Genomic DNA, 13762 nt, shown 5'->3' on the forward strand with positions numbered 1-13762 from the left:
CCCCACCCGCTGCGACTAAGCCAGCAAGCTGGCAAGTCTCGCCGCCCTCCCCTTCAGGGGAGGGCGTAATTCCATTCAGTGCCCCGCCTGCGGCCCGCGGGCGATCCCCGACAGGGCGAGCTGTTCATCGATCGCGGCAAGCAACCGCGCCAGCGCCGCCTCGTCCTTCGCCTCGGCGCGCGCGACGAGCACATCCTGCGTGTTCGAAGCGCGGAGCAGCCACCAGCCATCGTCCGTCAGCACGCGCGCGCCGTCGGTGCGGTCGACCTTGGCCCCCGAGGCGGCGAGCCGCTCCAAAACTTCATCCACAATGGCGAATTTGCGGCTCTCATCGACCTGGAAGCGCATTTCGGGCGTGTTGACCATCGGCGCCATATTGCCGCGCAATTCGGTGACGCTCTGCCCGAGCTTCGTCGCCGCCTCGATCAGCCGCACCGCAGCATAGGGCGCGTCGTCATAACCATAATAGCGGTCGGCGAAGAAGATATGCCCGCTCATCTCGCCCGCGAGCGGACTGCCGGTTTCCTTCATCTTCGCCTTGATCAGGCTGTGACCGGTCTTCCACATCAGCGGCTTGCCGCCGAGTTCGGCGACGCGGTCGAACAGCGCCTGGCTCGCCTTCACATCGGCGATGACCGTCGCGCCGGGCAGGTCCTTCAGCACCGCCGCGGCATAGATTTGCAAGAGCTGGTCGCCCCAGATCACGCGGCCTTCGCCATCGATCGCGCCGATGCGGTCGCCGTCTCCATCGAAAGCGACGCCGAAATCGAGGCTCTTCTCCGCGACGAGTTTGCGCAGATCGGCGAGATTCTTCTCTTCGGTGGGATCGGGATGGTGGTTCGGAAAATGGCCGTCGATGTCGGTAAACAGCAGGTGGTGCTCGCCCGGAAGGCGCGCGGTGAGTTTCTCGATGACGGTGCCCGCGGCGCCGTTGCCGGCGTCCCAGCCGATGCGGAAAGCGTCGCCGGCGAACCCTTCGACCAGCCGGTCGACATAAGCGTCGACGATGTCGATGCTCTGCGACGTGCCTTCGCCCCCTATATCGACGGACTCCCAATCGCCCGCGGCGGCCATTTCGCCGATACCCAGAATATCGGCGCCGTAGAAGGGACGCCCCTGCATCACAAATTTGAAGCCGTTATAGTCGGGGGGATTGTGGCTGCCGGTTATCTGTATGCCGCCCTCCACATCCTCGGTTGACGCGGCATAATAGAGCATCGGCGTCGGCCCGAGCCCGACGTTGAGCGCGTCGACCCCCGCGGCATTGATCCCGGCAATCAGCGCGTCGGCGAGCATCGGCGACGACAGGCGGCCGTCATAACCGACGGCGACGCGCTTGCCGCCCGCGCGGCGGACCAGCGTCGCGAAGCTGCGGCCGATGGCATAGGCGTCCTTGTCGGACAGCGTATCGCCGACGACCCCGCGGATGTCATATTCGCGCAGCATCGTCGGGTGGAAATTGTGCGTCATCTTTGATCCTCTTGGGGAGAGAAAGGGTCAGGCGGCGGCGAACAAATCCCCATCCGGATGCAATCGCTCGCGCACCGGAAGGTTCAGTCCACCCATCGCCTCGCGGAGTTCCTGCCGCGCGACGACGTGGCCAATCCCCATGCCGCCCAGATGCGCCTTGTCGAGCAGGGTGAGGCCAGCCGGGAAAAGCTCGCGATAGATGACGCGTTCGCCGAGCCCCGGGATGACGCGGAAACCGACGCGCCGCGACAATTGGGTCAGCGCCTCGCCGACACGGCGCATATTATGCGCGTCGACATGCTGGAGGCGGTTGCGCAGGATGATCCAGTCGATCGTCCGCCCGTCGGTCTTCGCGCGGGTCTTGCGCGTGTCCCAGATCAGTTCGGAATAGAAGCTGGGGCGGGTGACCTGGAATGTTTCGGGGTCGACCTGCCCGATCAGGTCGAAATCGATGAAGCTGTCGTTGATCGGAGTGACGAGCGTATCGGCGCTCGTCGCGAGATGGCGCGCGAACACATCGTCGCGCCCCGGCGTGTCGGCGATGATGTAATCGGCATCTTCGCTCAGCGCCGCGACCTGGTCGTCGAGTTCCTCGATCGTCGAGCCGGTGAATACTTCGAAGCGCGGCGTCGGCAGTGCAATCTCACGGCGCTTCGCGGTCTGTTCGCGATTTTCGAGATAGCGGTGAAAGGTGCGCTGGCGCGGGTCAAGATCGATTCCTGCGACGCGCCAGCCCTGGCTCGCCAACGCCACCGCAAAATGCACGGCGCAGGTCGATTTGCCCGTCCCACCCTTTTCATTGGCAAAGATGATGCGGTGCGGTGCGGGCTTCGTCGCTGAGGTCGTCATGGGGCGTTGCGATTTTCCTGTTTGCGCGGCATGGGCGGCCGGCGCGCGAAGTGATATAGTCGCGCCAATATCGGAGGGCGACCGGGCGTGCAAATCATCCGTGACATCGCAATGCTGCACCGTGCCGTTACGGCACTGAAGCAGGGGGGAAAGAGCGTCGCACTCGTCCCGACGATGGGGTCGCTGCACGACGGCCACCTCTCGCTCGTCCGCATGGCGAAGCGCGTGGCCGACCATGCCGTTGTGTCGATCTTCGTCAATCCAACCCAGTTTGGCCCCAACGAGGATTTCGCCGCCTATCCGCGCGACGAGGCGCGCGATGCCGCGATGCTGGTCGAGGAAGGCACCAGCCTGCTCTGGGCGCCCGACGTGGCGACCGTCTATCCACCGGGACACAGCACGCATATCGAGGTTGCCGAACTCGGTGCCGATTATTGCGGTGCCGCGCGCCCCGGCCATTTCGACGGCGTCGCGACCGTCGTCGCCAAATTGTTCAACGAGGTGCGGCCCGACGTGGCGATCTTTGGCGAAAAGGACTGGCAGCAGCTCGCGATCATTCGCCGCATGGCGCGCGACCTCGATTTCGGCATCGACATTTTGGGGGCGCCGATCGCACGCGACAGCGACGGGCTCGCGCTGTCGTCGCGCAATGCCTATCTGTCGCAGGGCCAGCGTGCGGCGGCGACGGCTTTTCCCGATGCCTTGAACGCCGCCGCCAAGGCGATCGCGGGCGGCGCCGACGTCGGCGAAGCGCTTGCCAAGGCCGAAGCGGCGATCGTCAGGGGCGGATTCGACAGCGTCGACTATGTCGCGCTCGCCGACGCCGACAGCCTCGAACGGTTGAACGCTTTTCGGAAGCCAGCCCGGCTTTTGGCGGCGGCACGGATCGGAAAAACCCGGCTGATCGACAATCTCTCGGTCGGTTGATTAACGCCGAAACCACCGATTTCTGCGGGTTTCGAACGATACCCACAAAAAGTCGGATCGCCGTTAACGCTTTGTTGACCATAAACCGCAACTTTGGGCCCCGAGGTCTCCATGTGGGGTGGAGGCAAAGGGGGTTATCATGGCGAATAGTCTGAAGTCTGCCCAATATCTGATCGAGAGCCGCCTGCTCGACGCCGCGCGCGGCGATGCCAATGCTTATTTCGATCTCGGCATCGCATTTTCGACCGGCACCGGGGGGGTCGATGTCGACCTGATACAGGCGCACAAATGGTTCAACCTTGCCGCGCTCGGCGGCAATATCGAAGGCCAGCAATGCCGCGCCGACCTGTCGGACGAAATGAGCCGCGACGAAATCGCCGAGGCACAGCGTCAGGCGCGCGCCTGGCTCGACGAGACGGCGCGCCGTCCCGCCGCGCGCCGCTTCGCTGCCTAATCCTTTCGCTTGAAGGGCGTCTGCCCTTCCAGCCACTCCATTTCACTTTCTTCGGCGCGGCGTTCCTGCTCGAGATAGTCGGCGACCGCGCGGCGAAATCCCGGATCGGCGATGAAATGCGCCGACCAGGTCGCAACGGGGCCATAGCCGCGCGCAAGCTTGTGCCCACCCTGTGCGCCGGCTTCGACGCGCCCCAGGCCGCGTTCGATCGCGATGTCGATCGCGCGGTAATAGCATAGCTCGAAATGCAGATAGGGAATGTCGATCTGGCAGCCCCAATATCGGCCGTAGAGCGTATCGGCGCCGAGGAAATGGAGCGCACCCGCGACCGGCCGCTCCTCGCTGTCATAAGCGATCAGCAGGATGATCTGCTCGGCCATATGCTCACCCATCAGGTCGAAGGCTTCGCGCGTCAGATAGGGGTGACCCCATTTGCGCGCGCCAGTGTCCTGATAGAAAAGCCACATCGCGTCCCAATGCTCTGGACGGATCGCATCGCCGGTCAGCTCCTCGATCCGCAGACCCTCGACCGCGCGCAGCCGTTCCTTGCGCAGCTGCTTGCGCTTTGCCGACGTCAGCGTGGCAAGGAAATCGTCGAAGCTGCCGTAGCCGGCGTTCGCGAAATGAAACTGGATGTCGCGGCGGACGAGCCACCCCGCCTCCTCGAACAAGGGCATCTGTTCGGGCGCGACAAAGGTCGCGTGCGCCGACGACAGCCCGTTCTGCCGCACCACGGCCTCAGCGGCACGGAGCAGCAGCAAGGCGTCGCCCTTGTCGTTCGAGAGCAGGCGCGGACCGGGCACGGGGGTGAAGGGCGCCGCGATCTGGAGCTTCGGATAATAGTCGCCGCCGGCGCGCGCCCAGGCATCGGCCCAGGCATGGTCGAAGACATATTCGCCCTGGCTGTGCGATTTCAGATAGGCGGGCGCGGCGGCGACAAGCGCGCCGCCGACATCCTCGACGAGCAACGGCGCCGCCTGCCAGCCGGTGCCCGGCCCGACGCTGCCCGATAGTTCGAGCAACGTCAGGAAGGCGTGGCTGACGAACGGATTGCTGCCATCGTGCAACGCGTCCCATGCCGCGGCGTCGATCGCGGCGACGCCGGTTCCGAGCGATATCGTGCGCGCGGGCGGGTCAGCCTCTGCCACCGGAATTCTTAGGCGGGCTTCACCGCAACGATCGCGTCGGCCTCGACCGCCGCGCCGAGCGGTAGTACCGCGACGCCGACCGCGGCGCGCGCATGGCGGCCCGCTTCGCCAAACAGGGTTTCGAACAGCTCCGACGCGCCATTGGCGACCTTCGCCTGATCGGTGAAGCCGGGGGTGCTGTTGACGAATACGCCGAGCTTGACGACGCGCTCGACGCGCGACCAGTCGCCGCCGAGCGCCTGTCCGATCTGTGCGACGAGCATCAGCGCGACGCGCTGCGCGGCATCCTGACCGACCGCGACGTCGACGTCTTCGCCGAGTCGGCCGGTGACGACCTGCCCGTCACGGAACGGAAGCTGGCCGCTTACATAGAGCAGGCTCCCATGCTCGACGACGGGGACATAGGCGGCGACCGGCGCGGCGGGCTTGGGGAGTTCGAGGCCGAGTTCGGCGAGCTTTGCGATAATATCCATTATGGGTTCCTTCTTACGCCGTTTGGGGGGCAGGGGCGGGGATGTTTTCGGCAAGGCGCGCCAATATCCAGCCCTGCGCCGTCGCCCAGTCGTCGATGCGGGCATGGGCATAAGGCGATGGCGCGATCTTGTCGGCAATCGCGGGTTCGCCGACGAGGTGAAGTCGCCAAACATCGGGCGCCTCCTGCGCGACCGAGTGATGATGCCCAGCGAGGTCATCGATGAACACCGCGACCGAGGGCCTATATTCCTCGATAAGGCGGCGCACCGGTTCGCCCTTGCCGCCGCGGCTGCCGATCACCGGCGCGTGGAAATCGTGGAGTGCAAGCTGCTCGATGCGCGCCTGCTGATGTTCGGGGCCGACGTTGGTGAGGACGATGATATCGGCCTCGGCGCCGATCGCCGCCATTGCCGCGAGCGCGCCGGCTATCGGATATTGCCGCGTCATTTCCTTGCGGAAAAAACCGTCGAGCAAGGGCCACACTTCGGCGGCCTCGAGCGGCGTGCCGCACTCCTTGCGCTTCAGCGCGTTCGCGAAGCTCGCGTCCTCGATACGAAAGATCACGCCATGTTCGGCGTCGACCCATTCGGCGAAGGGCACGACCATGTGCATCAGCACCTCGTCGCAATCGGTGATGACGAGCGGGCGGTTCATGCGGTCGTTCCTTCGGGTTGCTGGCCTTCAAGTCTTTGCGCCGCGGCGGCGATGCTGGCCGGCGGCACCTGCAATGCATCGGCGCAGGCGACAAGGTCGTTTTCGTGGCCCGTGAGGAACGACAGGATCGCCGCGAGCGTCGCCTGCTCGCCGAGCGAGGCGCGCAGTTCATCGGGCGCGAGCCCGGTCAGGCCGAGCAGCCGTTCGGCGCGCGGTTCGTCGCTCAAGATCCAGCCGAGCGCCTGAAGCGCCAGCGCGGCATCGCCATCGTGCAAGTCGTGTGTCCCTAATTGTGTCGTGCCGCCGATTCGCCTAAACGAGCCGCGGATGCAAGGTGGGGAACATAAGTAACATGGGCAAGACCATCCTGGTCGTCGAAGATAATGAGCTCAACCTCCGTCTCTTCTGCGACCTGCTCAACGCCCATGGCTATAGCGCGCATCCGGTGCGCGACGGACGCGACGCGCTGGCCAAGGCGCGCGAAGTCTCGCCCGACCTGATCATCATGGACATCCAGTTGCCGCATGTCAGCGGGCTCGACCTGATCGGCCAGATGAAGGCCGACCCGACCTTGCGCGCGGTGCCGATCATGGCGGTGACCGCCTATGCGGGGAAGGGCGATGAGGAGCAGATCAAGGCAGCGGGCGCCGAAGCCTATGTCTCGAAACCGATTTCGGTGATCAAATTCATCGAAAGCGTCGGAGCCTTCGCCTAGCCTCTGCTGACGCCGGCGCCGATTGCGACGGACCGCCCAAAATTGTCGGCCAGTTGCTGGTCCCTGCTACGACCGCACCGCCGGGTTCAGCCACCGGCCAGCTTTCCCTTTCTAACCTGCTCGCGGGGGTTCAGGATGGAAGGACATAAGATGTTTTTGATGAAGAGGCTGGCGTTGACCGCCTTGATCGGCGCAACCACGTTGGCCGCGATACCGACCGAAGCGGAGGCGCGCCACCGCCATCATCGCAACTCATACTATAGCGACCGCGGCCACGATCGCTGGAACGATCGCCGCGACTACCGGCACCACCGCGAAAAACGATATTATCGGGGCTGCCGCACCAGCGGCACGACGGGGCTGATCGTCGGCGGCGCCGCCGGCGCCCTGCTGGGCCGCGAAGTCGACCGCCGTGGCGATCGCGCCACGGGCACGATCCTCGGTGCGGCCGGCGGCGCGCTGCTCGGCCGCGAGATCGACCGCAAGCGTCGCTGCTGACCGCTGCGGGGGAAGGAAGGGACCGTCAGGCGGCGCAAGCGTCGCGGGCGGTCCGTTCCGGAAGCCGCGGGGCGGGCAAGCGCTGCCACGGCGCCGAATAGTGGATGGCGACGGCAGTCTCCGAAGCCGCGACGGCGGCGGTCCAGACGCGGGTGATCCAGTGCGTTTCTGGGGTGTTACGGGTCATCTCATGTCTCCTTCGTCTGGATCCGCGGAAGATGGGAGAGGTGCGGCCCTGACGAATCATTTTTACTCTGGCAAATGCGGCGATCGGCGCCGAAATTGATCGTGCATGCGACCAAATTTCGCGTTATTGATAGATACATGCAAAAAATTATCGACCTAGACGATTTCGACCGTCGGCTGCTCGCGCTGGTGCGGCACGACAATCTCCAGCCCGCGCGAGTCCTCGCCGACAAGGTCGGCTTGTCGCTATCGGCGGTGCTTCGCCGCCTGCGCCGGATGCGCACGGAAAAGGTGATCGTCGCCGACATCGCGGTGGTCAATCCGGCGCTGACCGGATCGGCGCTTACCATGCATATCCTCGTCCGGATGCAACAGGCGGGGCCGCAGAATATGGACGCGTTCGCGCGCCAGATCGCACGGCATCCCGAAATCACGGGGGCGTGGGATGTGACCGGCGACGATGATTTCCTGCTGAAGGTGCAGATCGGCTCGATGGAGGAATATGACGCCTTCACCCGCCGCGCGCTGGGTGAGGACAAGGGCGTGCATTCGTTCAAGACGCTGATCACGATCCGGCACATCATCGAGAATGATGTCGCGCGCCGGCCGCTGCGCGATTTCTGACGCGCACGAAAAAGGGCGGCACGCGGCCGCCCTTTTGGATCCCGGATCGGATCCGGGATGACGCATTCCCGCCCCACGCGCTTTCAGCGCATGGGGAAATGCATCACTTGATCTTGGCTTCCTTGAACTCGACGTGCTTGCGGACACGCGGGTCATACTTACGCACCGACATTTTTTCGGTCATCGTGCGCGGGTTCTTTTTCGTGACATAGAAAAAGCCCGTGTCGGCGGTGCTCACCAGCTTGATCTTGACGGTCGTCGGCTTGGCCATGGCCCTGTTCCTCGAATTAACTGCACATCCACCGGAGGTCCGAGGGATGCGGCGGGACTAGGGCCCCGACGTTGGTGTGAAAAACATGAAAGGGCCGCGCGACGCCGCGCCGCCCCTCAATATCCGGGCGCCTTTGGCGGGATTCGGCCTTTCTGTCAAGCGAAAGGAAGGACGGGCGGCACATCGGCCGCCCGTCCGGGAGGGGTCGGGTTCAGGACCCTAGGCGTTCTTGATCTCGAAACGGACCGTCATCACCTTCCAGCTTTCCTCGGGCACTCCGCCACGCGTTGCGGGCTTGAAGCGCCACTTAGCGAACGCGCGGCGTTTCGTTTCCTCGAAGAATCCCGGGCTGTCGGTGCTGACCAGTTCGACCGCCTTCACGCGCCCGTCGGTGCCGATCAGTACGCGGACCTTTGCCGCACCCTCGATTCCGCCGCGCTGTTCGCGCGCCGGATAATCGGGTTGAAAGCTTCCGGCGAAGCGCGGGTCGACGTCGGCGAATACCAGCTGCGGCAAGGGTGGGTCGGCGGGCCGCGCCGGCGGGCCAAGATCGACAGGCCCGGGATTGGGTATCGAGGAGCCCGGGTCGACCCAACGCTCGGTCAGCGGCACCGTCGGAACGACCGGGTCGACTACGTCGGGCGTCGACGCTGCCCTGGGCATCGGCTCGACGTCGTCCGCCTGTTTGGGCGGCGGCGGATCGAGCGGTTTTTCGAGTTCGATCAATGTCCCGGTCATCGGCTCGCTCTTCGGCACCATTTCGACGATCATGGGCGACAGCGCAACCGCAACAACGAGCGCGGCGGGCAGCCCCACCGCGAACAGTGCGGCGACCGGGTGACGGCGGGTATCGCTTCCATAGCTGTTGCGGGACAGCGGCACCGCCGCTCCGGCAGGCGCTGTGGCCGCCTCGGGCGCGGCCATAATCGCCGAAATCAAGGGTATCAGGGTCATGGCATCTCTCCTTGCCTCTATGACCCGGCCCCGCCGCGTTCCGACCATTGCTATCGGCCAGGTCAGATAGACGTGATATTATAACATCACGTCGTATGTCAAGCGAATCGATAAGCAAGCTTTCACGCGATGCGGTGGAGGAGACCTAGGCGACGGAAAGCCGCGCCACCGCCTGATTTTTGGCGATCAGCGGCAGCAGTTCGGCCATGTCGGGGCCATGGTCGCGTGCGGTGAGCGCCCGGCGCAGCGGCAGGAACAGCGCGCGGCCCTTTGCCCCCGTCGCCTCCTTCACCGCGCCGGTGAGCGCGTGCCAGGGGTCGGCGTCCCAATCGATTGCAGGCGCCGCCTGTGCCGCCGCGTCGAGCACGGGCCGGTCGGCCCCTTCGGCGGGCGGCGGGGCGAAGGGGCCGTCGAACACCGCCACCCACTCGGCCGCCGCGGCCACCGTCGTCAGGTTCGGGCGAATTGCGTTCCAGCGCGCTTCGGTAATGGCAGCGGGCAGGCGGTCCGCAACCGCGGCATGATCGGTGTGGTGCAATATCTTCTGACCCAGCAGCGCCAGTTCGGCCTCGTCGAAGCGCGCGGGGGCGCGGCCGAAGCGCGCGAAATCGATGCTTTCGATCAGCGGCGCAACATGCGTTACCGGTTCCACCGGATCGCTTGTCCCCAATCGCGCGAGCAACGCGACGAGCGCGATCGGTTCGATCCCGGCCTCGCGCAGGCTGGCCATGCCAAGCGAGCCCAGCCGCTTCGACAATTTGCCCTCGGTCCCGACGAGCAGCGCCTCATGCGCAAAGGCGGGCGGCGCCGCGCCGAGCGCGGCAAACATCTGGACCTGCGACGCGGTGTTCGACACATGATCCTCGCCGCGCACGACATGCGTGATCCCCATCGCAATATCGTCGATCACGCTCGGCAGCAGGTAGAGCCAGCTGCCGTCGGCGCGGCGCACCACGGGATCGGGCATGGTTTTCGGTTCAAAATGCTGCGGACCGCGTACCATATCGGTCCATTCGATCGCCGCATCATGGTCGAGCCGGAAGCGCCAGTGCGGCTGGACGCCGTCGGGGACCGGCGCGCCTTCGGGCTTGCGTTCGTAAACCGGCGGCAGCCCGCGCGAGAGCAATATCTTGCGGCGAATGTCGAGCTCTTCGGGCGTCTCGTAACAGGCATAGACGCGCCCGGCCGCCTTGAGCTTTTCGAACTCGGCCTCATAGAGCGCGAAACGCGCCGACTGCCGTTCCTCGCCGTCGGCATCGAAACCGAGCCACGCGAGGTCGGCACGAATCGCATCGACATACTCCTCTTTCGACCGTTCGAGGTCGGTGTCGTCGATGCGCAGCAGGAAGCGGCCGCCATGCTTGCGCGCCCACAGCCAGTTGTGCAGCGCGGTGCGGACATTGCCGACATGCAGGGTGCCGGTGGGCGAGGGGGCAAAGCGGGTCACGACGGTCATAGCGCGCGCCTATAACCGCATATTCGGCCGCCGTCAGTCGTCTTCGGCGATCCTGCGGTTCTGGACGATGTGCGCGGCCCAGCGCAGCGCCATGCCGACGACCGACAGCACGGCGCCGGCGATCACGGCGCCGACCAACGCGCGATCCTCATCGGGCGCGGGCCATGCGACCCACGCAAGCAACGCCACGCTGACGATCGACAACGCATAACCGATCCCGGTCAGCCAGTTTGCCACGTCGCGCTACGCGGTCCGGAAACCATGGGTGATCGGATAACGCCGGTCGCGGCCGAAATTGCGCGTCGACAGCTTCACCCCCGGCGGCGCCTGACGGCGCTTATATTCGGCAAGCATCAGCAGCCGTTCGATCCGCGTCACCGCATCCCGATCGAAGCCGTAACGCTGGACCACATCGTCGATGCTTGCCTCCTCTTCGACGAGCATGTGAAGCATCCGGTCGAGATCGACATAGGGCGGCAGGCTGTCCTCGTCCTTCTGGTCGGGGCGCAGCTCGGCGCTTGGCGGCTTGGTGATGATGGTATCGGGCATCACCGGGGTCACCGGATTGCGCGACAGCCGCGGCACATTCTCGTTGCGCCACTTCGCGACGGCGAACACCGTCATCTTGTACGCATCTTTCAGCGGATTATAGCCGCCCGCCATGTCGCCATAGATCGTCGCATAACCGACGCTCATCTCGCTCTTGTTTCCGGTCGTCAGCAGCATCGGGCCGAATTTGTTGCTGAGCGCCATCAACGTCACGCCGCGGATGCGCGACTGGACATTCTCCTCGGCGATGTCGACGTCCTTGTCGGCAAAGGTGCCGCTGAGCATCGCGTCGAACGCCTCGACCGCGGGAACGATCGAAATCGTGTCGAGCTTGCATCCGATCATGTCGGCGCAGCCCGAAGCATCGTCGAGACTCGTCTGGCTGGTGAAGCGGCTCGGCATCATCACGCACCAGACCTTGTCGGGGCCGAGCGCGTCGGCGGCGATCGCGGCGCAGATCGCCGAATCGATCCCGCCCGACAGGCCGAGCACGACGCCGGGGAAGCGGTTTCGCTCGACATAATCGCGCAGGCTCACGATCATCGCGCTGTAGATGTCGGCGGGATGCGCCTCCCATTCGGCGATCGCGCCGGCTTCGCACGTCCAACCGTTCGCGCTTTTCGTCCAGCGCGTCACGCGCTCTTCGGGCTCCCAATCGGTCAGCCGATGCGCCGTGGCCCCGTCGCTGTTCAGCACGAACGAGCAGCCGTCGAACACGATTTCATCCTGCCCGCCGACGCGGTTGAGGAAAATGACCGGCAGTTTTGTTTCGGCGACGCGGCTGGCAAACACTTGTGTCAGGCGCCGCTCGTCCTTGTCGATTTCATAGGGGCTGCCGTTGACCGAAATGAGCAGCTCGGCGCCCTGGCCCACCAGATGCTGACAGACTTTGGGCAGCCATCCATCCTCGCAGATCGGCAGGCCCAGCTTCACGCCGCGCCATTCGACGATGTCGGGGAGCGGCCCCGGAACAAACACGCGCTTTTCGTCGAAGGTGCCGTAATTGGGGAGCTCGTGCTTGCGCCGCGTCGCGACGATCCGGCCGCCGTCGAGCAAGGCGACGATATTATAGAGCGCATCACCCTCCCGCTCGACCGAACCGACGAGCATCGCCGGGCCGCCATCGGCGGTGTCGGCGGCAAGTTCGGCGAGCAGCGTCGCGGCGCGAACCGCGAGCGCGGGCTTCAGCACCAGATCCTCGGGCGGATAGCCGATAAGCTGGAGTTCGGGATAGAGGATGAGGTCGGCATCCGCGTGCCGCGCCCGCACCGCGCGCATCGCGGCGGCGTTGGCGGCGAGGTCGCCGACGACCTGCGTCATCTGGGAAAGGACGATGGAGAGCTGGTGGGTCATGCCGCTGGTTTAGGCCGACACGCGGCGATTTCAACTGCGGCCGAGGGAGCGGTTGAAAACGCCCGTCGCCGGGGGCGATGGCGCGGATCAGGCTTTAACCCCTTCCCCTATCGGCCCGCGCTGGCTAAGGGGCGCGCAATCCCACTCCGCGCGAAAGGGCTTCGCAGCGCATGAAACTCATCTCCGGCAACAGCAACCTCCCCCTCGCCCGCGCGATCGCGGACTATCTGGAACTGCCGCTGACCGACACCAGCGTACGCCGCTTCGCCGACGAAGAGGTCTTCGTCGAAATCCATGAGAATGTTCGCGGTCAGGACGTCTTCGTCGTTCAGCCGACGAACTTCCCCGCGAACGACAATCTGATGGAATTGCTCATCATCAACGACGCGCTGCGCCGCGCCTCGGCCAAGCGCATCACCGCGGTCGTTCCCTATTTCGGCTATGCCCGTCAGGATCGAAAACCCCTCCCGCGCACCCCGATCTCGGCCAAGCTCGTCGCCAACCTGATCACCACCTCGGGCGCCGACCGCGTGCTCGCGATCGACCTCCACGCCGGGCAGATCCAGGGCTTCTTCGATATACCGACCGACAATCTTTATGCCGCGCCGGTGATGAGCGCCGACATCCAGGCGCGCTTTGCCGGCAAGAATCTGATGGTCGTGTCGCCCGACGTCGGCGGTGTGGTCCGCGCGCGTGCACTCGCCAAACGGCTCGACAACGCCCCGCTCGCGATCGTCGACAAGCGCCGCGAACGCGCCGGCGAATCGGAAGTGATGAACATCATCGGCGACGTGAAGGGCCGCTTCTGCATCCTGATCGACGACATCGTCGATTCGGCGGGAACGCTTTGCAACGCCGCAGCCGCATTGAAGGCCGCGGGCGCCGAAGGCGTCGTCGCTTATTGCACGCACGGCGTGCTGTCGGGCGGCGCGGTCGCGCGTGTCGATGCGAGCGAGCTTACCGAGCTGGTGATCACCGATTCGATCCAACCGACCGACGCGGTGAACGACAGCAGCAAGGTCCGCGCGCTCACCGTTGCGCCGCTGCTCGGCGAAGCGATCAAGCGCATCGCCGACGAATCGAGCGTCTCCTCGCTTTTCGACTGATCGCTTCAGAGACGGCACCGGCCCGCTCCCCCTCCCAGCCTCCCATAAAGATACCCTGTCGGGAGGCTGGGAGG

At 65.2% G+C, this 13762-nt stretch carries 18 protein-coding genes; 6 read left to right on the top strand and 12 right to left on the bottom strand.

Annotation, left to right across the window (positions count from 1 at the left end):
* Positions 1 to 75: 75 nt before the first annotated feature.
* On the bottom strand, positions 76 to 1470 hold the full coding sequence (gene pgmG / locus ACREBX_RS08855; protein ID WP_431561378.1) for a phosphoglucomutase/phosphomannomutase PgmG: 1395 nt from the start codon (positions 1468 to 1470) through the stop codon (positions 76 to 78).
* A gap of 27 nt (positions 1471 to 1497) precedes the next feature.
* Positions 1498 to 2319 carry a division plane positioning ATPase MipZ gene (locus ACREBX_RS08860; protein ID WP_431561379.1) on the bottom strand — a complete coding sequence of 274 codons (822 nt, stop codon included), beginning with the start codon at positions 2317 to 2319 and terminating at the stop codon, positions 1498 to 1500.
* Between the two features lie 87 nt (positions 2320 to 2406).
* Between ACREBX_RS08860 and panC the strand changes: the two genes are divergently transcribed.
* Together panC and ACREBX_RS08870 are read left to right on the top strand one after the other, a co-directional pair.
* Positions 2407 to 3246, top strand: a complete 840-nt coding sequence (gene panC / locus ACREBX_RS08865; protein ID WP_431561380.1) for a pantoate--beta-alanine ligase — start codon at positions 2407 to 2409, stop codon at positions 3244 to 3246.
* 139 nt (positions 3247 to 3385) lie between these two features.
* Complete coding sequence (locus tag ACREBX_RS08870; RefSeq protein ID WP_037515851.1) at positions 3386 to 3700, top strand: sel1 repeat family protein; 315 nt, start codon at positions 3386 to 3388, stop codon at positions 3698 to 3700.
* Here ACREBX_RS08870 and ACREBX_RS08875 read toward each other — a convergent pair.
* The 4 genes from ACREBX_RS08875 to ACREBX_RS08890 are packed head-to-tail and all read right to left on the bottom strand — an operon-like array spanning position 3697 to position 6251.
* Positions 3697 to 4848 carry a GNAT family N-acetyltransferase gene (locus tag ACREBX_RS08875; RefSeq protein ID WP_431561381.1) on the bottom strand — a complete coding sequence of 384 codons (1152 nt, stop codon included), beginning with the start codon at positions 4846 to 4848 and terminating at the stop codon, positions 3697 to 3699. The genes ACREBX_RS08870 and ACREBX_RS08875 overlap by 4 nt on opposite strands.
* An 8-nt stretch (positions 4849 to 4856) precedes the next feature.
* Complete coding sequence (locus ACREBX_RS08880) at positions 4857 to 5321, bottom strand: RidA family protein (RefSeq protein ID WP_431561382.1); 465 nt, start codon at positions 5319 to 5321, stop codon at positions 4857 to 4859.
* Between the two features lie 13 nt (positions 5322 to 5334).
* Positions 5335 to 5976 carry an HAD family hydrolase gene (locus tag ACREBX_RS08885; protein ID WP_431561383.1) on the bottom strand — a complete coding sequence of 214 codons (642 nt, stop codon included), beginning with the start codon at positions 5974 to 5976 and terminating at the stop codon, positions 5335 to 5337.
* Complete coding sequence (locus tag ACREBX_RS08890) at positions 5973 to 6251, bottom strand: DUF3572 domain-containing protein (RefSeq protein WP_431561384.1); 279 nt, start codon at positions 6249 to 6251, stop codon at positions 5973 to 5975. The genes ACREBX_RS08885 and ACREBX_RS08890 overlap by 4 nt, the downstream gene beginning before the upstream one ends.
* Before the next feature lie 77 nt (positions 6252 to 6328).
* Between ACREBX_RS08890 and ACREBX_RS08895 the strand changes: the two genes are divergently transcribed.
* Positions 6329 to 6691, top strand: coding sequence for a response regulator (locus tag ACREBX_RS08895; protein WP_431561385.1), 363 nt, complete (start codon positions 6329 to 6331; stop codon positions 6689 to 6691).
* 159 nt (positions 6692 to 6850) lie between these two features.
* Positions 6851 to 7189, top strand: coding sequence for a glycine zipper 2TM domain-containing protein (locus ACREBX_RS08900; protein ID WP_431561393.1), 339 nt, complete (start codon positions 6851 to 6853; stop codon positions 7187 to 7189).
* 25 nt (positions 7190 to 7214) lie between these two features.
* Here ACREBX_RS08900 and ACREBX_RS08905 read toward each other — a convergent pair whose 3' ends face one another.
* Positions 7215 to 7376, bottom strand: a complete 162-nt coding sequence (locus ACREBX_RS08905) for a hypothetical protein (protein WP_431561386.1) — start codon at positions 7374 to 7376, stop codon at positions 7215 to 7217.
* Between the two features lie 137 nt (positions 7377 to 7513).
* Here ACREBX_RS08905 and ACREBX_RS08910 point away from each other — a divergent pair, with 137 nt between their 5' ends.
* Complete coding sequence (locus ACREBX_RS08910) at positions 7514 to 7999, top strand: Lrp/AsnC family transcriptional regulator (RefSeq protein WP_431561387.1); 486 nt, start codon at positions 7514 to 7516, stop codon at positions 7997 to 7999.
* Positions 8000 to 8102: 103 nt separating this feature from the next.
* On the opposite strand, the gene rpmG is transcribed toward ACREBX_RS08910, so the two are convergent.
* The 5 genes from rpmG to ACREBX_RS08935 all read right to left on the bottom strand — a co-directional run bounded on the left by rpmG (position 8103) and on the right by ACREBX_RS08935 (position 12582).
* The gene (rpmG, locus tag ACREBX_RS08915; protein WP_037515700.1) at positions 8103 to 8270 is read right to left on the bottom strand and encodes a 50S ribosomal protein L33; all 168 of its coding nucleotides are present in this window, start codon (positions 8268 to 8270) and stop codon (positions 8103 to 8105) included.
* A gap of 219 nt (positions 8271 to 8489) precedes the next feature.
* The gene (locus ACREBX_RS08920) at positions 8490 to 9224 is read right to left on the bottom strand and encodes a TonB family protein (RefSeq protein WP_431561388.1); all 735 of its coding nucleotides are present in this window, start codon (positions 9222 to 9224) and stop codon (positions 8490 to 8492) included.
* A gap of 145 nt (positions 9225 to 9369) precedes the next feature.
* Positions 9370 to 10680, bottom strand: a complete 1311-nt coding sequence (locus ACREBX_RS08925; protein ID WP_431561389.1) for a glutamate--tRNA ligase — start codon at positions 10678 to 10680, stop codon at positions 9370 to 9372.
* A gap of 33 nt (positions 10681 to 10713) precedes the next feature.
* The gene (locus ACREBX_RS08930; RefSeq protein ID WP_431561390.1) at positions 10714 to 10917 is read right to left on the bottom strand and encodes a hypothetical protein; all 204 of its coding nucleotides are present in this window, start codon (positions 10915 to 10917) and stop codon (positions 10714 to 10716) included.
* Between the two features lie 6 nt (positions 10918 to 10923).
* On the bottom strand, positions 10924 to 12582 hold the full coding sequence (locus ACREBX_RS08935) for an NAD+ synthase (protein WP_431561391.1): 1659 nt from the start codon (positions 12580 to 12582) through the stop codon (positions 10924 to 10926).
* 170 nt (positions 12583 to 12752) lie between these two features.
* Here ACREBX_RS08935 and ACREBX_RS08940 point away from each other — a divergent pair, with 170 nt between their 5' ends.
* Positions 12753 to 13688 carry a ribose-phosphate pyrophosphokinase gene (locus ACREBX_RS08940; RefSeq protein WP_431561392.1) on the top strand — a complete coding sequence of 312 codons (936 nt, stop codon included), beginning with the start codon at positions 12753 to 12755 and terminating at the stop codon, positions 13686 to 13688.
* Positions 13689 to 13762 lie beyond the last annotated feature (74 nt).

Origin of the sequence: Sphingopyxis sp. (assembly GCF_050725655.1) — a bacterium.
Taxonomy (GTDB): Bacteria; Pseudomonadota; Alphaproteobacteria; order Sphingomonadales; family Sphingomonadaceae; genus Sphingopyxis.